Here is a 24141-nt window from a genome sequence, read left to right as displayed (position 1 = left end):
CTTTTCTCTACCTTAGCATAAGCCTAATTTCTCTCCATTTCTGCTCTTCAACATCTCTTTGTTTTAGGCGCTACAAAAGTAGTAGTTATTTTTTATTCAAAGAATTTATTACTGAAAAAAATCCGTAATCATTTAAAGATTTATACTTGTATAACAAATTTGCCAAATCTACATTACAAATCAATTTTATTTTGTTTCTTTGCAGCCCGAAAATTTAATTATATAACCCCTAAGCACCTGAAAATGTTTATGAAAATAATCAACTTTAACCAAACCAACACCCTCTTCAACCAGTTCCTGTCTGAAATCCGTAACGTACATGTACAGGGCGATTCGCTCCGCTTCCGTCGGAACATCGAACGGGTGGGCGAAATCATGGCCTATGAAATCAGCCGTACCCTTCCCTATCATCCGGTTTCAATACAAACTCCGCTGGCCACAGCGGTAGAGAACATTCCCGCCGAACAGCCGGTGGTGGCTACCATCCTCCGTGCCGGACTCCCGCTGCATCAGGGTTTTCTCAACTACTTTGACCATGCCGAAAACGCATTCGTGTCGGCCTATCGCAAATACATCGATGAAGATAATTTCGACATTCACATCGAATACATCGCTTCGCCCCGCCTGGACGGCAAGATTCTGATTCTCACCGACCCGATGCTGGCCACCGGCAGTTCCATGGAACTGGCCTACGAGGCACTGCTCACCAAAGGGGAACCGGCACACATACACATTGCTTCGGTCATTGCCAGCCGCCAGGCCATTGAACATATCAAAAAAGTATTCCCTGCAGAAAAGACTACAGTGTGGTGTGGTGCCATTGACCCGGAACTCAACGCCCATTCGTACATCGTACCGGGACTGGGAGACGCCGGCGATTTGTGCTATGGAGAGAAAGAATAAACCGGCAGGTCCCTCAAAGACCTGCCACGCCATGACTACCGACAACTATCTTTATCATCCTTAAGACTAACAACAATGACAAATTTCAAGAAAATGTTCCATCTTTCGGAATGGTGGATGAATGCTTTAGCTTCTACTTTCGGTACCATCCTAGGTATCGTGCTGACCGTAGGAATCACCTATTGGCAGCAAATGGAGAACCAAAAAGAGATGACACGTAAAATTGCGAAAATTACACTTCACAACATTGACGTGCGCTTAAACAGCATAACCAACTGCTGTAAACAACTGATGATGAAAGATTCCGTTTACGCGAAATTACAGACATACATGCCCGATAAACTTGACGAACTACCAGAAGATTCCTTAAGACAATGCATAAACCTGTTGCTTTATGAAAATTCCAGGGCACAGGATACAAAATCTGAAGAAATCTTTTCGAGCAGTTTTGAAGTCTGGCAATTTCTGGATGACGAGAAAGTAATAGGTCGAATCAGCAACTGCTATAGTTTTCTAGATATGAGTGAAAAGCGTATTACTGAGATAGAGCAAAAACTCTCACAATACAGTTTCAAAAATACAGCCGACATGATGGCTCAATACACTGAATATGATGGATACAAAGTTGCAAAATCCTATTTAAAGAATCCAGATATAATGGCCGTTTATCTTAAATTGAATCTTTTTGTACCAGTAATCTACAATATAATGGATGCAGTGGAGGAATTAAACGAAAAGAACAAGAAAGTGCTGGGTATCAGCCAAAAAGAGCTAGACGAGTTGAGCAATTTACTGGAAGACGATACAAAAGGAAGACTATACAGAACCCAAAAAGACTCCATACAAGTCACAAAAGATAGCATTGCAACTGAATAAACCACCCCAAAGAGACGTAATCTCAAAGAGGCCGTCTCAAACCACTTTGAAACGGCCTCTTTGAGATGCTACACTTCCAGACTAGAAGCAGTGCCTTATCGGCTCCTTTTATCTTATCTCATTTCGTTTATTTAATCTCCCACGTATCGTTCGTTTCGAGCAACTCGGCAAACGTGTGGTATTTTTTCTTAGCTGAAACCTCCTCTATCTGGGCCTCCACTGCTGCATCGTAGGTCGGTGCCTCCACGTCGCGGATTACCCCCAAAGCAATCGGGAAATCCGGGCCTTCCATCAAAGCCAGCTTCAGCTGCAAGGTGTGGTCCTCACAATGGGCATCGTGCACCAGGATGTCTTTTTCCGTCACCCCGTTTTCTCCCAGCTTCACCACCTTCAGACCGAAACCCTCCTGCATCAGACCGAATTCCTTGTTCGGGCCGAACAACATCGGCTTGCCGTGCTCCAGGTAAATGGCGTTGCGCTCACGGTCTTCCTTCTTGGCCACGGCATTGTGCGTACCGTCGTTGAAGATGACACAGTTCTGCAGCACTTCCACCACCGACGTACCTTTGTGGCGGGCAGCGGCTTTCAACACTTCAATGGAAGATCCTCCATCGACTGCCGCACAACGGGCAAAGAAACGTCCGCGGGCTCCGAAGCACAGTTCTGCCGGGCGGAAAGGATCTTCCACCGTCCCGTAAGGAGAAGATTTGCTCACGAAACCACGGGCCGAAGTCGGCGAATACTGTCCCTTGGTCAATCCGTAGATACGGTTGTTCAACAACACAATGTTGATATCCACATTACGACGGATGGCGTGGATGAAATGGTTACCGCCGATGGCCAGTCCGTCGCCGTCGCCGGAAATCTGCCAGATGGTCAGATTCGGGTTGGCCACCTTGGCTCCGGTGGCAATGGCCGCTGCACGTCCGTGGATGGTGTGCATGCCATACGTATTCATGTAATAAGGCAAACGCGAAGAACATCCGATGCCGGAAATCACCGCAATTTCATGGGGCGGCACCCCCAGTTCGGCCAGAGCCTTGTGAAAAGAATTCAAGAAAGCGTGGTCGCCGCAACCCGGACACCAGCGCGGCTGTCCGAACTTATAATCTGCTGCCGTATATTTTGTTTCACTCATGGTTATTCCTCCAGAACATTTATTGATGAATCATTAAAAAAGTTGGCTGAACGCCTCTACCAGTTCCTTCACGACGAACGGCTGGCCTTTCACCTGGTTGAACTGATGCAGATGGATACCCTCCACTTTCATGCGGAGATAGCCTGCCAGCTGTCCCATGTTTTGCTCGGCCACCACAATATTCTTGTACTTCCGCAGCACTTCCGCCGTGTTTTTCGGCAAGGGATTAATCACGCGGAAATGTGCCAGCGCCGTTTTCTTGCCCATGGCATTCAACTGGTCCATGGCGGAATGCAAGTGTCCGTAAGTTCCTCCAAATCCCACAATCAGTAAATCCGCATCGGGATCACCTTCAACGGTGAGAGGAGGAAGCGAATCGGCAATCTTTTCCACCTTCTCGGCACGCAACTTAGTCATCAGGAAATGGTTCTCCGGTTCGGTTGAGATGGCTCCGGTTTCATTGCTCTTCTCCAGTCCGCCAATGCGGTGCATGAAGCCCGGCATGCCCGGAGTCGCCCAGTAACGTACCCTCGTCTGCGGGTCACGCAAGAACGGTGTCCAGGAATCCGCCATCTCCGGTTTCACGTAAGGCGGACAGATGGAAGGATACTCTTTCAGGTCGGGCAGACGCCATGCCGCCGAGCCGTTGGCAATGTAGGCATCCGTCAGCAGTACCACCGGCGTCATGTGCTCCAAAGCAATCTTGCAAGCCCAATAAGCCGCGTCAAAGCAGTCGGTCGGCGAAGAAGCCGCGATGACCGGCATCGGACTTTCACCGTTACGCCCGAACAAAACCTGCAGCAAGTCGGTCTGTTCCGATTTTGTCGGCAGTCCGGTGGAAGGTCCGCCGCGCTGCACGTCCACAATCACCAGCGGCAGTTCCGTAATCACCGCCAGGTTCATGGCCTCACTCTTCAGGCAGATACCCGGTCCGGAAGTCGTGGTCACGGCCAAAGCTCCGGCAAACGAAGCGCCTACGGCAGAAGCACAGCCGGCAATCTCATCCTCACACTGCACGGTCTTCACGCCCAGCGATTTGTGCTTGGCCAGCTCATGCAGGATGTCTGTAGCCGGAGTAATCGGATAAGAACCCAGATAGAGCTGCAAGCCCGCCTTTTCAGCCGCCGCCATCAATCCATAGGCCGTGGCCTTGTTGCCGTTGATGTCCATGTAGCGTCCCGGCTGTTTCTGTGCCTTGCTCGGCACCGTGTAGCTGATAGAGACCGATGCATGGGTGTTTTCACCAAAGTGATAGCCATCGTACAGCACCTTCACGTTGGCTTCGGCGATTTCAGGTTTCTTGGCAAATTTCTCGCGCAGGATTTTCTCGCCCACTGCGATGTCGCGATGGAACAGCCAGCACACCAGTCCCAGAGCAAACATGTTCTTGGTGCGCAGGATGGACTTGTTGTCCAGACCGCTGTCTTTCAGGCTTTCCTTGCACATAGTCGTGATAGAAGCCGATACCACCTCGTTCTTGATGCCCAGTTCGGAGAACGGATTTTCGAGCGAGAATTTCGCTTTTTCCAAATCACGTTTGGTAAACGAGTCGGAATCGATGATAATTACTGCCTGCGGCTTGCAAAACTTATATTGTGTTTTCAAGGCGGCCGGATTCATGGCCACCAGTACATCGCACTTGTCACCGGGAGTATATACCTTTCCGGAGCCGATGTGTACCTGGAAGCCAGATACTCCTGTCAACGAGCCTTGCGGGGCGCGGATGTCTGCCGGATAGTCCGGAAAAGTACTGATATCATTTCCTTCGGTTGCCGAAATATTCGAAAACATATTGCCGGCCAACTGCATTCCGTCGCCGGAGTCACCCGAAAAACGGACAACCACATCGTCCAGCTCCTTGACAATCATTTCTTCTGCCATATCGTATTCATTTAAAGTTCACAAAATCAATTTTGGCAAAATTGGGGAAGTTCCGTAAAAAAACAAAATAAATCGGAAGTTATTTTAGTCCACTCCGCAAAAAACGCAAGGACGTTTTCCCTCAAACATAAGTGCGTTTGAACCGAAACGCAAGTGCGTTTAAAGGAAAACGTCGAAGAGTTTTGGAACAAACGCAAAGAGGTTTTCTCCCCCTTTCGACCCCATCCTACGACAAAAAAAATTTCTGCAAGGGTTCGCACACAGGTTAACACAACCTAACACACTGCAAAACAATTAGTTATAAAAATTTTCACATTTTTTATATCAGACTTCCCAAAAAAGTCCCTCCCGCCCACCTAGTATATATTAATTAACTCCTCCCTTTAAAAAGCTTCGAAATTTTAAAAAAACAAGATGCCGGTAAACCGGCAAAAAGAAATTTAAGCAGCCGCATCTTTGTTTTTCTCAGGCAAAAAGAATAACTTTGTTTATCAATCCTAAAACGACTTATCATGAAAGAATTTCTTCGAAGTACCCTGGCCACCATTACGGGTGTGCTGATTTGCGGGTTCATCTTTATCATCTTGGGAGTAAGCGTACTGGCCGGCATGCTGATTTCGTCTGATACCGAGACCATCGTCCCGGCAAATTCCGTATTTACCCTCGACTTGAAAGGAACCGTAGAGGAACGGTATCAACCCAGCCCCATCGACCAGTTCTTTGAAGACCAGATTTCCACCTACGGACTGGAGGATATCCTGAACTCTATCCAGAAGGCCAAGGAAAACGACCAGATTAAGGGAATTTACCTGCACACTGGAGCACTGGCCTGTTCGGCCGCTTCCTTGCAGGCCATTCACCGGGCACTGGCCGACTTCAAAACAAGTGGCAAGTTTCTGGTAGCCTACGCCGATTCTTACACGCAGGGCGGATACTACCTGGCCAGCGTAGCCGACAAGGTCATCGTCAATCCCGTGGGCAGCTTGTCCTGGCATGGACTAGCCAGTGAAACCATGTTTTTGAAAGATTTCCTCGCCAAAATCGGTGTGAAAATGCAGATTTTCCGGGTGGGCACCTACAAATCGGCTGTGGAACCGCTCACCAGCACCGAGATGAGTCCAGCCAACCGCGAACAGACGCAGGCTTTCCTGGAGTCTACCTGGAACAGCCTCCTGAACGATGTGGCCGACTCCAGACACCTGTCGGCCGACTCCCTGAACCTGCTGGCCGACCGGAACATGGACTTGCAACCGGCAGAGACTTATGTGCGCTGCGGACTGGCCGACACGCTGATGTACCAGGATGAAGTACTCAGCTACCTGAAATCGCTCACTGGCCTGTCGGACGACGAAGACCTCCAGACTTTGAGTCTGGACGAAATGACCCGCGTCAAGCCGGCTGTCCCGAAAAGCAAGACCCGCGACGTAGTGGCAGTATATTACGCTTACGGAGAAATCGACAACGGCTCGTCGTACGACGAAGGCATCAACTCCGAGAAAGTGGCCAAAGACCTGCGCGACTTGCGCAAGGACAAGAATGTAAAAGCCGTAGTGCTCCGCGTGAACTCTCCGGGCGGAAGTGCCTACGGGTCGGAACAAATCTGGCGGGAAGTCACTTTGCTGAAAGCCGAAAAACCGGTGGTAGTATCCATGGGTGACTATGCGGCTTCCGGCGGCTACTACATCTCATGTGCCGCCAGCAAGATTGTGGCCGAACCGACCACCCTGACCGGCTCCATCGGCATCTTCGGTATGGTGCCCGACGCGTCAGAACTACTGAACGACAAACTGGGACTCCATTTCGACGGGGTCAAAACCCATAAGATGGCCGACATGGGCAGCATGAGCCGCCCGTTCAATGCGGAAGAATCGGCCCTGATGCAGCAGATGGTAAACCAGGGATATGCCCTGTTCACAAAACGCTGTGCCGAAGGACGGAACATTCCGCTGGAAGAGCTCTGCAAGATTGCGGAAGGACGCGTATGGACGGGCAGCATGGCCAAAGACCTGAAACTGGTGGACGAACTGGGCGGACTGGATACCGCCATCCAACTGGCTGCCCAACTGGGGAAAGTAAAAGACTATACACTGAAAAGTTATCCCGGCAAACAGGACTTCCTGACGGAACTGCTGAACACCCGTACCGACCGCTATATCCACAGCCAGCTGCAGGAGACCTTCGGCGATTACTACCGCAGTTTCGACTGGATACGCCACATCGGAGAATCTGACCGTCTGCAGGCCCGCCTGCCGTTTGACCTCCACATCCAATAAGCGGAGGCACGTGCATGGATGGAAAATGCAAGATATATTGGGGACTATGGCCCTTCAGTGTCCTCTACGGCATCGGGGTGAGGGTGCGGAACCTTTTGTTCGACCGGGGACTGCTCCGGCAGGAACGCTTTCCGCTGCCCGTCATCTGCATCGGTAACCTGACCGTAGGCGGCACCGGGAAAACGCCTCATACGGAATACCTCATCCGTCTACTGCACCAGTCGTTCCGGCTGGCCGTGCTGAGCCGGGGCTACAAGCGGAAATCGAAAGGCTTCGTGCTGGCCTCTCCTGCCTCCCGCATGGAAGATATCGGAGATGAGCCTTATCAGATGGCCCGCAAGTTTCCCGACATCCGTATCGCCGTGGACGGAGACCGCTGCGAAGGTATCCGCCGACTGACAGCACCGGAAGGAGCACCCGACACGGAAGTCATCCTGCTGGATGATGCCTTCCAGCATCGCTACGTACAGCCGGGACTGAGCATCCTGCTGATGGACTACCACCGTCCCGTGGAATGTGACCAGCTTCTGCCTGCCGGACGATTGCGGGAACCTGCCAGCGGCAAACAACGGGCCGACCTGCTCGTGGTGACCAAATGTCCGCCGGGCCTCAGCCTGGAAGACTGTGCACGTATCCGGCAGCGTATCCGCCCCCTTCCCCGTCAGGAAGTGTGCTTCACGACCCTGGCCTACGGGAAACTGTATCCGCTGTTTGCTGATACCCCTGCACAGCCGCTCGACACCTTGAAAGAAAAAGAAGTGCTGCTGGTCACCGGCATCGCCTCACCGGCCCCTCTGCTGGAGGAAGTCGGCCGCCACGCCGCCCGCGTCACTCCCCTGCTCTTCGGCGACCACCACAACTTTGACGTTGCCGACATGCGACAGATTGTACAACGGTTCCATCGGCTGCCCGAAGCCCGCCGCCTCATCCTGACCACCGAAAAGGATGCTTCGCGGCTCATCGGCCACCCGCAGCTAGCCGACGAACTGAAACCCTATATTTATGTGCTCCCCATAGAAGTGGAGTTCCTGCACAAAGGAGAACTAGTATTTAACCCCAAAATCATTGAGTATGTTAGAAAAAATTCAAGAAACCGCCGCCTTTCTAAAGGCGAAGATGCACACTCATCCCGAAACAGCCATCATCCTGGGCACGGGCCTGGGCAGTCTGGTGCATGAAATCACCGACAAGTATGAAATCAACTATTCGGAGATTCCGAACTTCCCGGTTTCCACCGTCGAAGGACACAGCGGCAAGCTGATTTTCGGGAAATTGGGCAACAAAGATATCATGGCCATGCAAGGACGCTTTCATTTTTACGAAGGCTATTCCATGAAGGAAGTGACTTTCCCCGTGCGTGTGATGCGTGAACTGGGCATCAAGACCTTGTTCGTATCGAACGCTGCAGGAGGCACGAACCCGGATTTCGAAATCGGTGACCTGATGATTATCACCGACCACATCAACTTCTTCCCGGAACACCCGCTCCGCGGCAAGAACATCGACTACGGCCCCCGTTTCCCGGACATGAGCGAGGCATATTCCAAGGAACTGATTGCCAAAGCCCTGAAAATTGCAGAGGAAAAGGGCATCAAAGTACAACAAGGCGTGTACATCGGTACGCAAGGACCTACGTTTGAAACCCCGTCGGAATACAAGATGTTCCGTATCCTGGGCGCAGACGCCGTAGGTATGTCTACCGTACCGGAAGTCATCGTAGCCAACCATTGCGGCATCAAGGTGTTCGGCGTATCGGTCATCACCGACTTGGGCGTGGAAGGCAAGATTGTGGAAGTATCCCACGAAGAAGTGCAGAAGGCAGCCGACGAAGCACAGCCCCGCATGACCACCATTATGAGAGAACTTATCAACAGAGCGTAAAAATACTATGCACGAAGGAAACAGAACTGAAATCTCCACCTTGGGTGAATTTGGCCTCATCAAGCACCTCACCCAAGACATCAAACTGCAAAATCCGGAAACGAAATACGGAGTGGGCGACGATGCCGCCGTATTGGAGTTTCCCGGCAAGCAGGTACTGGTCACCACCGACCTGCTGATGGAAGGCGTACACTTCGACCTGGTCTATACCCCGCTGAAGCACCTGGGATATAAATCGGCCATGGTGAACTTTTCCGATATCTACGCCATGAACGGTACACCGAAACAGATTACCGTCTCACTGGCTGTCTCCAAACGTTTCTGCATCGAAGACCTGGAAGACTTCTACGACGGACTGCGCCTGGCCTGCGAACAGCATCACGTGGACCTCGTGGGTGGCGACACCACCTCTTCTGTCACAGGTCTGGCCATCTCCATCACCTGTATCGGGGAAGCCGACAAGGACAAGGTGGTCTATCGCAACGGCGCCAAGGAAACCGACCTCATCTGTGTATCGGGTGACCTTGGAGCCGCCTACATGGGCCTGCAACTGATGGAACGCGAAAAGGCCGTGTTCCAGGGCGAAAAGGACGTACAACCCGACTTTGCCGGAAAGGAATACCTGCTGGAACGCTTCCTGAAACCGGAAGCCCGCAAGGACATCGTAGAAAGCCTGGCCAAAGCCGGAGTACAGCCCACGGCTATGATGGACATCTCCGACGGTCTGTCGTCCGAACTGATGCACATCTGCTCACAGAGTCACGCAGGTTGCCGGGTCTATGAGGAGCGTATCCCCATCGACTACCAGACAGCTGTCATGGCCGAAGAGTTCAACATGAACCTGAGCACCTGTGCCCTGAATGGCGGTGAGGACTACGAACTGCTCTTCACCGTACCATTAACGGCACACGAAACGGTGGCCCAGATGAAGGATGTCAAAATCATCGGTCACATCACCAAACCTGAACTGGGCTGTGCACTGGTCACCCGCGACGGCAACGAGCTGGAACTGAAAGCGCAAGGCTGGAATCCATTGAAAGGATAAAATTCTCTTATAACCGGGAAATAAGATCTTCCTTTTCGCTATCCGACTTTTCTTCGGGGCGAAAAGGAAGTTTTTTTGTGCATCATCCGTGTATTTTGTATACAGAAAGCCTCTTTTTACACAAAAATTGCATTTTTTCTACTGAAAAGTTTGCAGGTTCCAAAAGTTTGCGTACCTTTGCAACCGCAAACAAGAAACAATGGTGCCATAGCTCAGTTGGTAGAGCAAAGGACTGAAAATCCTTGTGTCCCCGGTTCGATTCCTGGTGGCACCACTTTTACAAAACGAAAAATCATGAAAACCGCTGAAATACAGTTATTTCAGCGGTTTTTTCTTTATGTACTGTCCGCAAAAATATGCAATTTGGTGCAATAAAAAATTGCTGATTCGGTGGCTTTTTTTGAGTCCCATGAAAAAACCACCGATATGTACCATACTTCACTTATTCTCAACGATTTGCGTGAATCATTTTCAGGGATGAAATTCTACATTTGCATACCCTACTGAATGACGGATGAAATACAACGTCTGCTAAAGGCTTTCTTATCCGATGATAATGATTGTACCTACAGGCGGATAATAGTAAGAGAAACAAAAAACGGTGGTTTTTTAGAGCCGGCAATAATAAAAGCCACCGAATTTAACATTTCTCTCCAGCCATCCGTTCCATTCAGGATTGACGAAATAACCGAATGTGCAACTTCAAAAAGAAAATGATCATGAAACAAGGAACAATGAACATTCTATTTTTCGTTCTGAAAACAAAACTGCTGAAAAATGGCGAGGCTCCAATCCTAATGAGGATTACCATCAACGGGCAATATGAAGAAATAAGAATACAGAGAAGCGTTCCATTAAAGAACTGGAATCCGGCCAAGGGATGCAGCAAAGGAAAAGACAGGGCTTCCATCGAATTGAACAACTATATTTCCGCCCTCACTACACGCGCATACGAAAAACACAAGGAACTGACCTTTGAATCAGCACTGATAACTCCAAAGGTGATATTAAAGCGTGTGTTCGGAAAGGATGAGACTGTCCGGACGTTGCTTGGAACAGTTAAAGAAGAAATTTCCTCTATGGAAAAGGTTGTTGACATAGATTATTCTCCCGTCACCATCAACCGTTATAAGAATGTGCTCAGAAAACTTGAAATGTTTGTGCCGCGTTTTTATGAGAAGGAGGATATTACATTCCATGAATTTTCCCCTGATTTCATCAAGGCTTTTGATGTTTTCCTGAAAACAGAAGCCGGACTGTGCCGCAACACAATAGTCCGCTACATGAAATGCCTGAAGAAAATCACCAATATGGCAATAGCCAAAGAATGGATGCGGAAAAACCCGTTTTACGGATATAAGATGGAACAGGACGAGACTGATCCGGTATTCCTGACAAACAACGAGCTTCAGGCTATAATGAACAGGGATTTCGATATTCCGAGGCTGGAGCTTGTCAAGGACATCTTTTTGTTTGCGTGCTTCACCGGTCTGGCGTTCGCTGATGTATCCACATTAAGACCGGAACATCTGGAGCAGGACAATAACGGTGACTGGTGGATAAGAAAAGGACGTGTAAAGCTGGAGAGAAGAAGAAAGTCAAGTTCCATAGCCAATGTTCCGCTTCTTCCTGTTCCATTGGCAATACTGAAGAAATACGAATCACATCCGATATGTCTTAAACAAGGGACATGCCTTCCTGTTGTCTGCAATCAGAAGGCAAACAGCTACCTGAAGGAGATTGCGGACTTCTGCGGCATCAAAAAAAATCTGACCACACATGCAGCTAGACATACGTTTGCTACGACCGTCACATTGGCCAACAATGTTCCATTACAGGAGGTGTCTGCCATGCTCGGACATGCATCCACAAGAATGACACAACATTATGCAAGAGTCATGGACAGGAACCTGAAGGACAACATGAATATAGTGAGGAGCAAGATGGGGTTATAGAGATAAACCTATCTTATACCTCGCATAACCGTCTGTAATAATATACAGAGACCAGGCGCTTTCAAGATGAAGCCATCCTCATTTCTTGCAGCAAAGATAGTTGTTTTTCCGAATGATCGCGCAAGGCGGCCCCTGAAGGGGCTTGGTTGCCTGTGAAAAAATCTTCCTCTTGCTGACGCAAGAGCGTATTTTTTCACGGCAAGCCTTGCAGCAATCATCGGAAAACGAACTGGGGGACGCACAAGAAATAAGAATGCCTACCCACGGGCAGGCCATGTATAACTCAATAAATGGAAGATTATGGAAGCGAACAATGTGGAAAAAAGGTTCAATGACTGGTTTACGGTGTCTTATGACAGGTTAAGAAATCTCGTTGGCAGATACGGGGCACTGGATGAGGACAATTTTCATGACACTTATCTGTTTGTAAGAAAGCAGGTGCTAAATCCGGAAAGGGAAATAACGGATTATGAAGCATACTTTATCGGATGTTACAGGAAAGCGTTCATGGCCAAGTTCAGGCTGGAAAGCAAATATGCCCATCCGGATGAATATTTCTTTCTTCGATGTGGGGAAGATGCGGATTTCCTTTCTCCGGATGACCTGAACAGCTGTGAAAAACTGGTGAAGGACATTCTTAACTTTATCAGAAGAAAGTTCTCCTATCAGGAATACAGGATGTTTACGTTGCGTTTTTATGAATCAGACTTTTCATTCAAGGCGTTGGGTGAATGTATGGGTATATCGGCAAGTGCCATTTCAGGAAAAGTAAACACAATCATGGATACAGTACGGTCAAACCGGGGATTCTCATGGAGAAGCCAGATGCTGGCAGTAGAAGGATTCATATCCTAATCAGTTAGTTTATTGTATCACCATCAAAAAAAGGAACTTATGGCACTGATAGTATATAACAAGGAGAACTCACGTCCGCAGCAGGTGGTTTATCAGGGGAAGCGGACAATCAACATGGACAGCAAGGGAACGGTTTACCTGTCAAAGACAATGTCTATAGAACTGGGGATTCTCGGTGGAGGACGGGTTAATTTCGCACACGATGAGGATACGGGAGAATGGTATATCTGCCATACGACAGACAAGGACGGGTTCACTGTATGGAAAGATAAAAGGTGTGCCAGATTCTCTGCCGGATTCATCGTCAGAAGAATCATGCTTCAGGCAAAAGTGGAAAGGAAGACCGTACAGTTTATGATTGCCAAGGCTCCCATAGAGGTGGGAGGTACAGTATATTACAAGATTCTGCTTTCCAATCCGATTTTCAAATAGGCTTGACATACATTTTACATCTTAATCAATTTACTTATTAAGAATAATAAGATGTTATTAAACGCTAATAAATGTAGGGCATTTTATATATAGATAATTTCCTAAAATATACAATGAGGTGTATTGTTGAAGTTTGTATGAGTATCTAAGTTTATTGGTGGGGACTTTATGTTATAGATAAACTGACGATTTTCTAAGTATAATAAGTTCAATATGTAGAAACAAAGCTAAAAAAGCAGATTTCCCCCCAAAAAGAAAGAATTCATATTCAACAAAATACACCTTAAAGTAACTATATTACAAATTAGTTAGTACTTGACTACTGTTGAGCTATAAACTATCTTTGCACAATCAAAATTATAATTTGAAATATATGAAAGCTTTATTGATTAACGGTAGTCCGAGACAACATGGCAATACTTATATTGCCTTAAAAGAAGTAGCCGACAGATTGGCCCAAAATGGTGTTGAATCAGAAATATATTGGATTGGCAACAAGCCTGTTCAGGGATGTATTGCTTGTAATGCATGTGTGAAAAAGGGTTTTTGTACAAGGGGAGATGAATTATATCTTGATGTACTGAACAGATTGAAAGAATCTGATGCTCTGATAGTAGGTTCGCCTACATATTTTGGAGGTCCCACAGGAAGTCTTTGCGCTTTGCTAGACCGTATATTCTATTCATGTGCAGGTGATTTGGAAAATAAAGTATGGTCTTCAGTTATTATATGTCGTCGAGCAGGAGCTTCTGCAGCATTCCAACGCTTGAACATGTATGCCGATATGCGCAACATGATTCATGCTACTTCTCAGTACTGGAATATTGCCTATGGGTGGAAGAATGGTGAAACATCTGAAGATAAAGAAGGACTTCAGACTATGAGAACACTTGCCGACAATGTAGCATGGCTGATAAAATGTGTAAAGGGACGTACTAATGAACTTCATCCACGTGAAAAATGGGAAATTTATAACTATATAAGGAAGTAACAGTTTTATGGAGGAAAAGACTTCTTGTGTAGTATTCACATTTCAAGGTAAGGAGTATATGTGTTCTCTGGAACTGACAATGGATATAATTGGCGGCAAATGGAAACCTATAATGATTTATCATTTACGGAAAGGTTCTATGCGTTCGTCTGAACTAATGAGGAAGCTCAATGGGATATCAAACAAGATGTTTACACAGACTGCCAGAGAGCTTGAGCGGGTTGGGATAATAGAACGCAAGGTCTATCCTGTTGTACCTCCACGAGTGGAATATAGCCTTACCGAACTGGGCAAATCCTCGCTGCCCTTTATTCTAGATATGGCAAAATGGGGGAAAAACATAAGTGATACGAGATTGTAGCCTTTAAGTGAATTAAAGACACTCGGTAAGTATATTGAAGAATCCCTTCTTTCTCTCACTCTTGATTCCCCAAACCTATTTTAAAGGTTCTTCTTCTACATACTCATTATAATATCCATCTACAATTTCAAAAAAATTAGACTGCATGATTGCCATTATTTCAGGATTAACTGAAGCCACATTGTTAATCTGACTAAAATCCAAAGATAAATTATACAAACCATATTTTCCAAGATTACCCAACTCGTTTCCTGTAAGGTTTCTTTCCTCACCTTTATATGGTGGTAGCATAACCCAATCACCATTTCTATATGCCAAACGTCCTTGAGCTTCAACAACAAGATCTTTTCTAGCCACATCAGATTTGCCTAGCAAAGCATCAATGTGGTTCTCACTGTCAAGATCATCCGACAAATTGATATGCAACATTTCAGCCAACGATGCCATTATATCCATGTGACAAATCAATGCATCAGATCTCAACGGTTTTATATGTCCTTTCCAATAAACAAAAAACGGTACGTGTGTTCCACCATCGAAAAGACTGTATTTTCCACCTCGCAAACCTCCAGCTGGTTTATGATCACCTACCAACTCAGGCGCTCCATCCTTATATCCATCATTAAGAACCGGACCGTTGTCGCTGGAAAATATTATGATTGTATTATCTAATATTCCTTCTTTTTCAAGATGTGAAAATAATTCACCAACGCACCAGTCAGCCTCTACTATTGCATCTCCTCTCGGTCCCATTGTGGTCTTTCCGATAAATCTTGGATGTGGAGCACGAGGCACATGCGGCTCATGCAATCCATAATATAGAAAAAAAGGTTCATTCTTATGTTCGGTAATATATGTTTTAACTTTTCCAACAAAATAATCTGCCATATCCTCGTCTTTCCATAACGCGGATTTTCCACCTTTCATATATCCAATACGAGGAATGCCATTAACTATTGAATTGTTATGTCCGTGTGCCCAATGCATTTTCAACATTTCAGGATTGGAAATTGCAGTAGGTTCACCTTCAAAATTCTTTTCATAATCAACATATATAGGATCTGACGGATCAAGACCAACAACGTTTCCGTTCTCGACATATACAGTAGGCACCCTATCATTTGTAGCGGCTATCAGACAAGAATACTGAAAACCTATTTCATTTGCCCCAGGTTTCACTGTTTTATTCCAATTCACATCACCATTTCCCATTCCCAAATGCCATTTACCGATTGCACCAGTAGCGTATCCTGCAGATTTCATCATCTTGGGTAAAGTAAACTGGCTTTCGCTGATTATCAAAGGAGCATCACCTGATAAAATTTTAGCATCCTTGTTTTTCCATGGATACATTCCAGTCATCAAGGCATATCTGCTAGGAGTAGAAGTAGCAGATGTGGCATAAGCATTGGTAAAACAGACTCCCTCATTTGCCAAACGGTCTATATTAGGAGTAATAATAGTTTTTGATCCATAAGCACTTACATCACCAAAACCTAAATCATCTGCTAAAATTATAATGACATTTGGTTGATCACATAATTCTCTACCATTATTACAAGATGATAAAGCTATCAAAGTTAAACCATAATAAAAAGATTTCTTCATAATCTACTTAAGATTTATATTTTGTTTTGTATAAGATGGATTCCTTTTTATAATCCTATTATCCTCATAAAAATCAATAGGATCAATAACCAACATTGGCTGATTAGGTTTATCTTTTACAATACCATGACAAGATAACCAATACCTGCCATCTGGACCTATAAAAACTTCATTATGGCCAACATGAATAAAAGGAGAATTTTTATCACCTTCCCAATTAAAACCATTTTTTTTACATACACTCTCTGTCATAGCACCATATATAGGATTATCTTTTGCTTTTATCCAAGGACCTTCAATAGATTTAGAAGTTGCATATCCTATCTCATATCCTCTTGTCCAACTTGAATAAAAGAGATAATATATATCATTTCTTTTTATAACATAAGCACCTTCAATTCCTATAGAGTCCCAATCGTAGTATTTTTTCACTTTTGGAATAGGGCGGCCATCGTATCCGGGTTCATTTACAAGCTTTTTGTTTTTATCGTACTCAAATTTTACTTTTCCGGGAGTTATTGCTGTTTTAGGCTCTGTAAGGAACTTTCCATTTTCAAGATCTATTTGAGCAAATCCTATACCAAACTCACGTCCTCTATTCCAAAACGCCCATACCTTACCATCTGTATCCTCAAACAATGTCAAATCATTCCCATTTGCAAGAGGTTTATTTTTAGTTACTACGGTATAAGGACCATAGATATTATCAGCTACAGCATATCCCATCCATTGACCAACATAACCATAATCAGGGTTGGAACAATTGAACGTCACATAATATAGACCTTTTATTTTATGTATTTCCGGGGCCCAAAAACGTCTATAATACCAAGAAGTTGAATCAGGAGTTTCCACTATAGTCTTTACGAATTTCCAATTCAATAAATCGTCTGATTCATAAAGTGGAACACCTGGTACAATAGCACCTTTCAAATCTTTAAGATTATTACTAACTCTAGTCGTAGCAGTCATATACCATTTTTCCCCATCTTTTAAGACTTGACAATCTCTAATTCCATTTACATCAATACCATTTGAATAGGATTACAGTAACTAAATTTATTCTGCGCAAATATATTTACAAAAAATACATTTAAAATAACAGCTAAAAAACAAATTATTCTCTTCATAACTATTAGTTATATAATTTTTAACAATTAGAACTTTATTACTAGAATTTTTGATTCTCTTCATTTCCTGGATTTGTATATTCCGGATCTAACGCTTTTACTGAAACATCACCGTCAATTATTTTCATACTTAAAGGTACTAATGTCAATCCCTGTTTGTTCATTGATGTTGCAACACTAGGATCAACTCCTTTATTCACTTCAGAAGGAGATCTGTAATCGCCGTTCAAGAAAGCTGTACACCACCATTGCCCTTCTTTGTCTTTAAAAACAGTTCCATGTCCCAAACATCTTCCTGCAAATTTTCTGTCACTATATGGACCTTCTATCTTGTCAGCTGTAGCATAATACAGATTGTACGTACCTTTTCTTAGTTCATCTTTGGACCATGCAGTGCCAAACCATACATATTTGTTTCCAAATTTTATAATCTGACATCCTTCGTGTCCCATTTTTCTATTGGCAGGATTTAATTTGACAGGTTTACCTATAAAACCCGATAAATCGTTCTTCAATTGCTGAATTTCAGCACATTTATCTATTAACCATATTTTACCGTCGTTGTCCTGGAAGATTGAAGGGTCATGGTTCTGTCCGAATTCAGTTTTCATAGGCTCCATAATAGTAGAAAATTCTGGAGTTTCCGATGTAATGATAGTAGACTGTTTAAGGTTTGAAGTATGAACTGCTACCCATGTATTGTTGATGTAATAGATTTCAGGTGCCCATAATTTTGCTTCTTTTCTTTCTTTCAAAAGTTCTTTCTGTTGTTCCAACAACTGATTATAGTATGACAGATTCTTCATGGTATACTTTTCTCCGATTTTCTGCCAGTCCTTGAGATTTGTACTTTTCCATACTGGCATTTCCATTTTGCCATTAGTATAGGTGAGGTAATAATTTTGGTCCGGACCTATAAAGATATATGGATCTCGCATCCAAACATCAGAAAGTATATGATTAGCTTTGGTTCTTGACAATTCTTCATGTTTTGGGTATTTTTGAGCAAATACTCCTATACCGGTAAATGTTAGTAATATACCGACAATAAAGGTCGTTTTTCTGATAAATGTTTTCATGTTATAGTTTTTTAAAAGCTTATAGTACAAATATAGTTGTTCACACATATTATATATATAGAATTTGTACACAGATATATAGTTTTTATACATATCAACACAATCCATAAATTTTGTAAGCATTGTATTTTCCGCCACGACAATTTTATCGGCTGTTTTTCAGCCGATAAAATAAAAATGTCCGCAAGAAAATATTTTTGTTTTAACATTCCGATTCGCTACTGTCCAATAAAAGTTGGCTAATCGGTCTTTGAAATTATTGGAATACAGTCTTTTAAACAGCATTTTAGAATGAAACGGATTTGAATTCGTAGCTTAGCGGTCAAATTGAATGCCGCTTATGAACCAAGATAAATACGTATTCGCTCAACTTACCTCCAGTTCTCCGGCAACAGTCAGATAGTAATTTCTTCCCAAGGCGGTTTCAAGGTTTTCTGCCAGTCCGCGTAATGCTTTAGCTTTAATAAGCTTATAAGATTTATTCTCTGGGGCAAGTGCCAGCAGACGGTCTGACAATTCAGCGGCCCACTGATAATCCCTATCTTTTAATGCCTGGCGTGCATTCTTTGCTAGAACTTCTATGCCACCTGCTATTTTTGCAAATCTTTCAGCCTCAGCTTTAAGAGAAAGAGGACGAAGACTGGTCGGATTACCGTCGAACCATCCCATATATCCATTGTATATATTACGTACAGCCCATTCCACTCTGCCATAATACTGAACCAAGTCAGGGTTATTCTTCATTTCTACAGGTAATTGTACATATTCCACCAGCTCATCAGGTGTCATGCCCTTGTTCATACCCTCTATTGTCTTGTTGAATACGAACTGTATTGCGTCATGATAGTTTTTCAATGCTGTTCTCACGTTTTCCTTACCCACGATAGGGCGTGTGTGTCCCTGAGCCATAATTTCAGCGTCAAAACTAATTATTTTCTCAAGAGCCTTAATCCAGTTGTTTACATCTCTGTATGCAGTACCTCTTATGGCGTAAAGGTTTGGGAATGATTTATAGAACTGGTCGCCCGGGAAAATGATTTTCTTTTCCGGATACCATACCACCAGATGGTCGGCAGTCTCACCGTCACTTCTTACTAGTTCCAGAGTTACTCCGGCAACGGTAATTGTTTCTTTAGGCTTGCTTACCCAATCAGTGATTACATCTTTTGTAAACGGTGCAAAAACAGACATTTCTTTTTGTGACATGTTTGTCTTATATGCCCCTCCCGGATAACGTGTCGGTGCTATACCATTGTTGATACGTTCTTCCGGCGATAGTTTGAACCCGCCCTGACGGTATGCGCGTGGATTGACAAATCCGGCAGCTTTTGGGAAATCATCTTCAATACCGAAGTTCTCTGCAGCCCATATACGTGATGAGTTATCCTTAAGAAACGAAGGAAGCCCTTTTGTATGATCTCCGTGTCCGTGAGTAAGTATAACTCCCTTGATAGGCTTGTCGGTTATTTTACGGAACTCTTTATAGACATTCTGTGTAATTTCCGGAATCATACCACCATCTATAAGGATTACACCGTCTGTGCCTACTATCATGGTAATGTTTGATACATCATATCCCACTGCTGTATAAACATTGTCAGCCAGTTTGATAATTTCTTCTTTAAACTCCTTATTACGCTCCAAAAGCAGTTGGGTCTGAGGAGTAACTTCCTGGGCGGAAATACTTCCTGCCATACAAAACAAAGCGAGTGCAACTAAATATTTCTTCATAATGATTGTTCTTTTAAATAATTACTACTACCATTTTACTTCTTTCTGCAATATAACAGCATCCTGAGCATCGCTTTCATCAAAAGCCACAGGCTTATACTGTATACACATCATAACCAGATCATCATTGCCGTTGTTGCGTACGGTACGTTCTCCATCCGGCGAAACTCTGATTACAGTTCCTTCACCTATCGAAAATATTTCGCCGTCAACTTGATACTCTCCTTTTCCTTTAATAAACACATATATTTCTTCATGTTTGTGATGCTTATGCAGAAAGCCAGTCTCACTTCCCGGCTTGAATACCTGAAATGAAATTTCAGTACCTTCACATGATAAATTACTTCCAATAAAGACTTTGCCCAGTATATTCATATCAGGCGAAAGAGATAGCACATATTCGTTCAATTCACTGAGATTACCTAAAGAAATAGCATTGTAGTTCTTTCCGTTTGAAATGTTCTTAATCTGTTTCATTGTCTTATTATTTATTGTTTTTACTTCTGCAAAAGTATCAGCTTTAGAATTCATTAACAATAAGGCACTTGAATATCAGACACTTGCTAAAACGTTAGTAATATTGATTATCAATGAATTATAAAAGATATGATTATATTACATTAACTATTAAAAGTTATATTAATATCAGATATTTGGTTACAATTATAAATATAGTTACTTTTGTGAAGTAATATACACTTTTAAATTATGAATAAGAAATTTAATACTGACATGGTCACCCCAAAGTGCCCTATACGCAATGTTTTGTCAAGAATATGTGATAAATGGTCTATTCTTGTATTATGTATTCTGGAACAGGAAGGCATACTCCGTTTTAATGCCTTGCAAAAGAATATTCCGGACATATCTCAGAAGATGTTGACTGTGACTCTTCGTACTCTGGAAGAAGACGGACTAGTTAAAAGAAATATTTATGCAGAAGTGCCTCCACGTGTGGAATATAATCTTACAGAACTAGGAGTGTCCTTTGTTCCTTTATTGAAGAATCTGGTAATGTGGGCCAAGGATAATATGGATGATATAGTATTTAATAGAACCTTAGCTAAATAAACTTAGAGTTTTCTATGACTGAAAGCCATATCCATATTAATCTTATATTAACGCTCTTATAGTCTAAGCAAAAAATACGGAAGCAATCAGATAATGTTTAAAATGGAAAAATCGAAAAGACAAAATATGGTGAATAATCTTTATGAGACTATAGAATTTTATACATAAAAGCATAAATAATTCAGGGTATTTACTTATATTATTTACTCTTAAAATAATAATTGTTCTTGTTTATCACACTTTTTAATCCGTTTTTCGTATAAAGACTTATAATAGGATGGTACAGAAATATAACAAATATGTATTTTCTGTACCATTCATACAAAATCACTGTAATGTAATCAAATAGTTATCCAACGTTTTTCCGTCCGAACTTCCACCAATCCAGACATTATATTCTCCCGGACAAAATAGGATACTATGCGTTTCTTCATTCCACCATTTCAAATCTTTCTTTGACAAGGTAATGTGTACATCGACTGTTTTTCCAGCAGGAACGAATACACGCTTGAAAGCACGCAGTGTCTTGACCGGACCTGTCTCATCCCCCACCTTGCTCAGGTAGACTTGCACCACTTCGTCTCCATCCCGACTACCCGTATTCGAAACCGGAACCACCAGAGAGAGATTATCCTCACTACCTACCGTCTGCTTGTTGAAAGTGGCTGTCCCGTATGTAAATGTAGTATAACTCAAGCCATATCCGAACGAAAACAGCGGACGTTCTTTCATGAAACGATAAGTTCTTCCTGCCATATTATAATCTTCAAAATCGGGCAACTGTTCGATGTTTCGGTAAAAAGTAACCGGCAATCTTCCGGCTGGATTGTAATCACCAAACAAGACATCGGCTACCGCCCGACCACCCTGCTGTCCTGAATACCAAGCCTGCAAGATAGCCTCACAAGTTTCGGTTTCAGGAACAAGTCCGACTGGTGAACCGGAACAGTTCACTAAAATCACCTTTTTTCCTGCACGATGCAAGGCAGCAAGCAAATTCCGCTGTACTTCCGGCAGTTCAATGCTGGTACGGTCTCCCTTCTTAAAGCCAGGCAAGTCAACTCCCATTTCTTCACCTTCCAGACTCGGAGAAATACCTCCCACGAAAACAACGACATCCGCATTCCGTACCGCATTGACAGATTTGGCAATATCGACTTTCTTTTTAAAGCCCATGTCAAAATTCAACTGCGCATCACTCTGCAGATATTCAAACTGCAACTCAATGTCGTACTTCTTTCCTGCTTCCACTTGTAAAGCATACGATTGCTTATTGCCGCCATGACTATTATAAAATGACATAGCTTCTTTCTGATTCACCAGTAGCCGTCCTTTCCCAAAGCTATACACCTCGAAGACAACCTCACCGGAAGCTTTGGGCACGTAAGTCGCATTGTACGTTGCAGAGAAATCCGTCAGGTTCACACCCGGTGCAAACACCGTAGCCCCTGAAGTACAGAAATTGAACGGAGTCATCACCCGTGTTTCTACATCCACTTTTCCTTCGTGGTTCACATTATTCCAATAACGGGCTGTGAATCCCGGCCGACCTTCCGACTTGCATTCACTGAACACACTCTCCAGCAAATCATCACCTACCCATGGACAGCCCTGTTCATAAATCAGTTTATCTCCTTTTCCAAGGGCAGAACGAATACCATCCAATATGGTTACCGTGTGGGCAGGTACTCCATTATAGTTTCCCCACATCATGACAGAATCTTTTGCATTCGGCCCCATTACGGCAACTGTCAAGTTTCCACGTTTCAATGGAAGTACATTGTGCTTATTGAGTAACAATGTCATCGATTCTCTGGCTACTTTCAAAGCCAAGGAATCATGTGCGGCAGAAGCCACTACAGAGAAAGGTATCTTTGTCCAGGAAACTTTGGAGGGATCGTCCATTTCTCCCAATTCAAAGCGGGCCTTTAGAACCCTCTTCACAGATTTATCAATTGCAGATTCATCAATCAGACCGTTTTGCACTCCTTTCAACAAAGACAGATAGGTTGCACCACATTCAAGGTCTGTACCACTTAATACAGCAGCAGAAGCCGCAGAAGCAGAATCTTTATGTGTTTTATGTCCTTTTTCCTCAAAAAAATCATTGATTGCCCAGCAGTCACTTAATATGATACCATCAAATCCCCACTCTTCCCTCAAAATCTGGGTCAGCAGACGTTTGTTGCCACAACACGGTTCTCCTTCAAACCGATTATAGGCGCACATCACCTCTTTCACATCTGCATCCTGTACCAGGGCTTTGAAAGCAGGCAAATAGGTTTCATATAAATCACGAAGTGGCAAATCTTCCACATCAAAAGAATGACGGTTCCACTCCGGTCCGGAATGCACGGCAAAATGTTTGGCACAAGCATGCAGTTTATCATATTTCCCGTCATTGACACCTTGCAGCCCCTTTACCACACTTACGCCCATACGTGTAGTAAGACACGGGTCTTCTCCGTAGGTTTCTATCCCGCGTCCCCAACGAGGATCTCTATAAATATTTACATTGGGAGTCCACATCGTAAGTCCTTGATACCTTTCATAACTTCCCTTCGACGCATAATATGCATTTTTAGCTCGCGCCTCATCCGACACTGCCGTAAACACCTCATAAACTAACGAGTCATTAAAAGAGGCTGCCATACCTATCGGCTGCGGAAATACCGTAGCCAATCCGGCACGTGCGACCCCATGCAGGGCTTCATTCCACCAGTTATACGGCTTTATACCTAACCGTTCTACCGGCTTCGACACATCCATCATTAAAGAAATCTTTTCTTCCAGTGTCAATTCCTGCAACAGCAGCTCTGCCCGCTGTTCGGAAGGCAAGGAAGAATCCCGAAAGTCGGGACGGGCACAACCCAGAAGCACTGGTATATACCCTGTTAAAATAAAAACGATATAAGTAACTGTTCTTTTCAT

General features: G+C 44.1%; 20 protein-coding genes and 1 tRNA gene. 13 read left to right on the top strand and 8 right to left on the bottom strand.

Annotation, left to right across the window (positions count from 1 at the left end; all coding sequences use genetic code 11):
• Positions 1-249: 249 nt before the first annotated feature.
• Both upp and OIM59_RS17660 read left to right on the top strand, forming a co-directional pair.
• Positions 250-903, top strand: a complete 654-nt coding sequence (gene upp, locus OIM59_RS17665) for a uracil phosphoribosyltransferase (RefSeq protein ID WP_072543846.1) — start codon at positions 250-252, stop codon at positions 901-903.
• Between the two features lie 75 nt (positions 904-978).
• Positions 979-1779: a hypothetical protein gene (locus tag OIM59_RS17660; RefSeq protein ID WP_303897948.1), complete on the top strand. Its 801-nt coding sequence runs from the start codon at positions 979-981 to the stop codon at positions 1777-1779.
• Between the two features lie 127 nt (positions 1780-1906).
• Here OIM59_RS17660 and OIM59_RS17655 read toward each other — a convergent pair whose 3' ends face one another.
• The gene (locus OIM59_RS17655; protein ID WP_288354703.1) at positions 1907-2917 is read right to left on the bottom strand and encodes a 2-oxoacid:ferredoxin oxidoreductase subunit beta; all 1011 of its coding nucleotides are present in this window, start codon (positions 2915-2917) and stop codon (positions 1907-1909) included.
• 33 nt (positions 2918-2950) lie between these two features.
• The gene (locus OIM59_RS17650; RefSeq protein WP_303897946.1) at positions 2951-4798 is read right to left on the bottom strand and encodes a 2-oxoacid:acceptor oxidoreductase subunit alpha; all 1848 of its coding nucleotides are present in this window, start codon (positions 4796-4798) and stop codon (positions 2951-2953) included.
• Between the two features lie 512 nt (positions 4799-5310).
• Here OIM59_RS17650 and sppA point away from each other — a divergent pair.
• From sppA to OIM59_RS17600, 10 genes are all read left to right on the top strand, one after another.
• On the top strand, positions 5311-7071 hold the full coding sequence (gene sppA / locus OIM59_RS17645; RefSeq protein WP_299170804.1) for a signal peptide peptidase SppA: 1761 nt from the start codon (positions 5311-5313) through the stop codon (positions 7069-7071).
• 14 nt (positions 7072-7085) lie between these two features.
• Positions 7086-8249: a tetraacyldisaccharide 4'-kinase gene (lpxK, locus tag OIM59_RS17640; RefSeq protein WP_303897943.1), complete on the top strand. Its 1164-nt coding sequence runs from the start codon at positions 7086-7088 to the stop codon at positions 8247-8249.
• Entirely contained in the window at positions 8143-8952 is an 810-nt protein-coding gene (locus OIM59_RS17635; RefSeq protein WP_299170801.1) for a purine-nucleoside phosphorylase, read from the top strand. The genes lpxK and OIM59_RS17635 overlap by 107 nt, the downstream gene beginning before the upstream one ends.
• A gap of 7 nt (positions 8953-8959) precedes the next feature.
• On the top strand, positions 8960-9997 hold the full coding sequence (thiL, locus tag OIM59_RS17630; RefSeq protein WP_303897941.1) for a thiamine-phosphate kinase: 1038 nt from the start codon (positions 8960-8962) through the stop codon (positions 9995-9997).
• Between the two features lie 201 nt (positions 9998-10198).
• A tRNA-Phe gene (locus OIM59_RS17625) sits at positions 10199-10271 on the top strand.
• Positions 10272-10716: 445 nt separating this feature from the next.
• Positions 10717-11952, top strand: a complete 1236-nt coding sequence (locus tag OIM59_RS17620; RefSeq protein ID WP_303897939.1) for a site-specific integrase — start codon at positions 10717-10719, stop codon at positions 11950-11952.
• A 300-nt stretch (positions 11953-12252) separates the two neighbouring features.
• Positions 12253-12807 carry a sigma-70 family RNA polymerase sigma factor gene (locus tag OIM59_RS17615; protein ID WP_009037016.1) on the top strand — a complete coding sequence of 185 codons (555 nt, stop codon included), beginning with the start codon at positions 12253-12255 and terminating at the stop codon, positions 12805-12807.
• A gap of 39 nt (positions 12808-12846) precedes the next feature.
• Positions 12847-13239 carry a hypothetical protein gene (locus OIM59_RS17610; protein ID WP_021929898.1) on the top strand — a complete coding sequence of 131 codons (393 nt, stop codon included), beginning with the start codon at positions 12847-12849 and terminating at the stop codon, positions 13237-13239.
• Positions 13240-13612: 373 nt separating this feature from the next.
• The gene (locus OIM59_RS17605) at positions 13613-14230 is read left to right on the top strand and encodes a flavodoxin family protein (protein ID WP_303897936.1); all 618 of its coding nucleotides are present in this window, start codon (positions 13613-13615) and stop codon (positions 14228-14230) included.
• Between the two features lie 7 nt (positions 14231-14237).
• The gene (locus OIM59_RS17600; protein WP_369695925.1) at positions 14238-14591 is read left to right on the top strand and encodes a winged helix-turn-helix transcriptional regulator; all 354 of its coding nucleotides are present in this window, start codon (positions 14238-14240) and stop codon (positions 14589-14591) included.
• A gap of 75 nt (positions 14592-14666) precedes the next feature.
• On the opposite strand, the gene OIM59_RS17595 is transcribed toward OIM59_RS17600, so the two are convergent.
• The 5 genes from OIM59_RS17595 to OIM59_RS17575 form a co-directional block, all read right to left on the bottom strand.
• Positions 14667-16199: an arylsulfatase gene (locus tag OIM59_RS17595; RefSeq protein WP_303897934.1), complete on the bottom strand. Its 1533-nt coding sequence runs from the start codon at positions 16197-16199 to the stop codon at positions 14667-14669.
• Between the two features lie 3 nt (positions 16200-16202).
• The gene (locus OIM59_RS17590) at positions 16203-17213 is read right to left on the bottom strand and encodes a glycoside hydrolase family 43 protein (protein ID WP_303898299.1); all 1011 of its coding nucleotides are present in this window, start codon (positions 17211-17213) and stop codon (positions 16203-16205) included.
• A 157-nt stretch (positions 17214-17370) separates the two neighbouring features.
• Positions 17371-18408, bottom strand: coding sequence for a family 43 glycosylhydrolase (locus tag OIM59_RS17585; protein WP_303897932.1), 1038 nt, complete (start codon positions 18406-18408; stop codon positions 17371-17373).
• Positions 18409-18774: 366 nt separating this feature from the next.
• A complete protein-coding gene (locus OIM59_RS17580; protein WP_303897930.1) occupies positions 18775-20139 on the bottom strand; it encodes an alkyl/aryl-sulfatase in 1365 nt (454 codons plus the stop codon).
• 27 nt (positions 20140-20166) lie between these two features.
• Positions 20167-20616 carry a cupin domain-containing protein gene (locus OIM59_RS17575; protein WP_303897928.1) on the bottom strand — a complete coding sequence of 150 codons (450 nt, stop codon included), beginning with the start codon at positions 20614-20616 and terminating at the stop codon, positions 20167-20169.
• 231 nt (positions 20617-20847) lie between these two features.
• Here OIM59_RS17575 and OIM59_RS17570 point away from each other — a divergent pair, with 231 nt between their 5' ends.
• The gene (locus tag OIM59_RS17570; protein ID WP_303897927.1) at positions 20848-21210 is read left to right on the top strand and encodes a helix-turn-helix domain-containing protein; all 363 of its coding nucleotides are present in this window, start codon (positions 20848-20850) and stop codon (positions 21208-21210) included.
• Between the two features lie 327 nt (positions 21211-21537).
• Here the strand turns inward: OIM59_RS17570 and xyl3A are convergent, their stop codons facing one another.
• Positions 21538-24141, bottom strand: a complete 2604-nt coding sequence (xyl3A, locus tag OIM59_RS17565) for a xylan 1,4-beta-xylosidase (RefSeq protein WP_303897926.1) — start codon at positions 24139-24141, stop codon at positions 21538-21540.

Source organism: Bacteroides mediterraneensis (assembly GCF_025993685.1).
GTDB lineage: Bacteria > Bacteroidota > Bacteroidia > Bacteroidales > Bacteroidaceae > Phocaeicola > Phocaeicola mediterraneensis_A.
Note: the sequence above shows the minus strand (reverse complement) of the source record. Positions and strands in the feature narration are given on the sequence as shown.

Bases quoted from the DNA above. Each gene is read 5' to 3' on its own strand.
- upp (WP_072543846.1), top strand. From the start codon at position 250: ATGAAAATAATCAACTTTAACCAAACCAACACCCTCTTCAACCAGTTC.
- OIM59_RS17660 (WP_303897948.1), top strand. From the start codon at position 979: ATGACAAATTTCAAGAAAATGTTCCATCTTTCGGAATGGTGGATGAAT.
- OIM59_RS17655 (WP_288354703.1), bottom strand. From the start codon at position 2,917: ATGAGTGAAACAAAATATACGGCAGCAGATTATAAGTTCGGACAGCCG.
- OIM59_RS17650 (WP_303897946.1), bottom strand. From the start codon at position 4,798: ATGGCAGAAGAAATGATTGTCAAGGAGCTGGACGATGTGGTTGTCCGT.
- sppA (WP_299170804.1), top strand. From the start codon at position 5,311: ATGAAAGAATTTCTTCGAAGTACCCTGGCCACCATTACGGGTGTGCTG.
- lpxK (WP_303897943.1), top strand. From the start codon at position 7,086: ATGGATGGAAAATGCAAGATATATTGGGGACTATGGCCCTTCAGTGTC.
- OIM59_RS17635 (WP_299170801.1), top strand. From the start codon at position 8,143: ATGTTAGAAAAAATTCAAGAAACCGCCGCCTTTCTAAAGGCGAAGATG.
- thiL (WP_303897941.1), top strand. From the start codon at position 8,960: ATGCACGAAGGAAACAGAACTGAAATCTCCACCTTGGGTGAATTTGGC.
- OIM59_RS17620 (WP_303897939.1), top strand. From the start codon at position 10,717: ATGAAACAAGGAACAATGAACATTCTATTTTTCGTTCTGAAAACAAAA.
- OIM59_RS17615 (WP_009037016.1), top strand. From the start codon at position 12,253: ATGGAAGCGAACAATGTGGAAAAAAGGTTCAATGACTGGTTTACGGTG.
- OIM59_RS17610 (WP_021929898.1), top strand. From the start codon at position 12,847: ATGGCACTGATAGTATATAACAAGGAGAACTCACGTCCGCAGCAGGTG.
- OIM59_RS17605 (WP_303897936.1), top strand. From the start codon at position 13,613: ATGAAAGCTTTATTGATTAACGGTAGTCCGAGACAACATGGCAATACT.
- OIM59_RS17600 (WP_369695925.1), top strand. From the start codon at position 14,238: ATGGAGGAAAAGACTTCTTGTGTAGTATTCACATTTCAAGGTAAGGAG.
- OIM59_RS17595 (WP_303897934.1), bottom strand. From the start codon at position 16,199: ATGAAGAAATCTTTTTATTATGGTTTAACTTTGATAGCTTTATCATCT.
- OIM59_RS17585 (WP_303897932.1), bottom strand. From the start codon at position 18,408: ATGAAAACATTTATCAGAAAAACGACCTTTATTGTCGGTATATTACTA.
- OIM59_RS17580 (WP_303897930.1), bottom strand. From the start codon at position 20,139: ATGAAGAAATATTTAGTTGCACTCGCTTTGTTTTGTATGGCAGGAAGT.
- OIM59_RS17575 (WP_303897928.1), bottom strand. From the start codon at position 20,616: ATGAAACAGATTAAGAACATTTCAAACGGAAAGAACTACAATGCTATT.
- OIM59_RS17570 (WP_303897927.1), top strand. From the start codon at position 20,848: ATGAATAAGAAATTTAATACTGACATGGTCACCCCAAAGTGCCCTATA.
- xyl3A (WP_303897926.1), bottom strand. From the start codon at position 24,141: ATGAAAAGAACAGTTACTTATATCGTTTTTATTTTAACAGGGTATATA.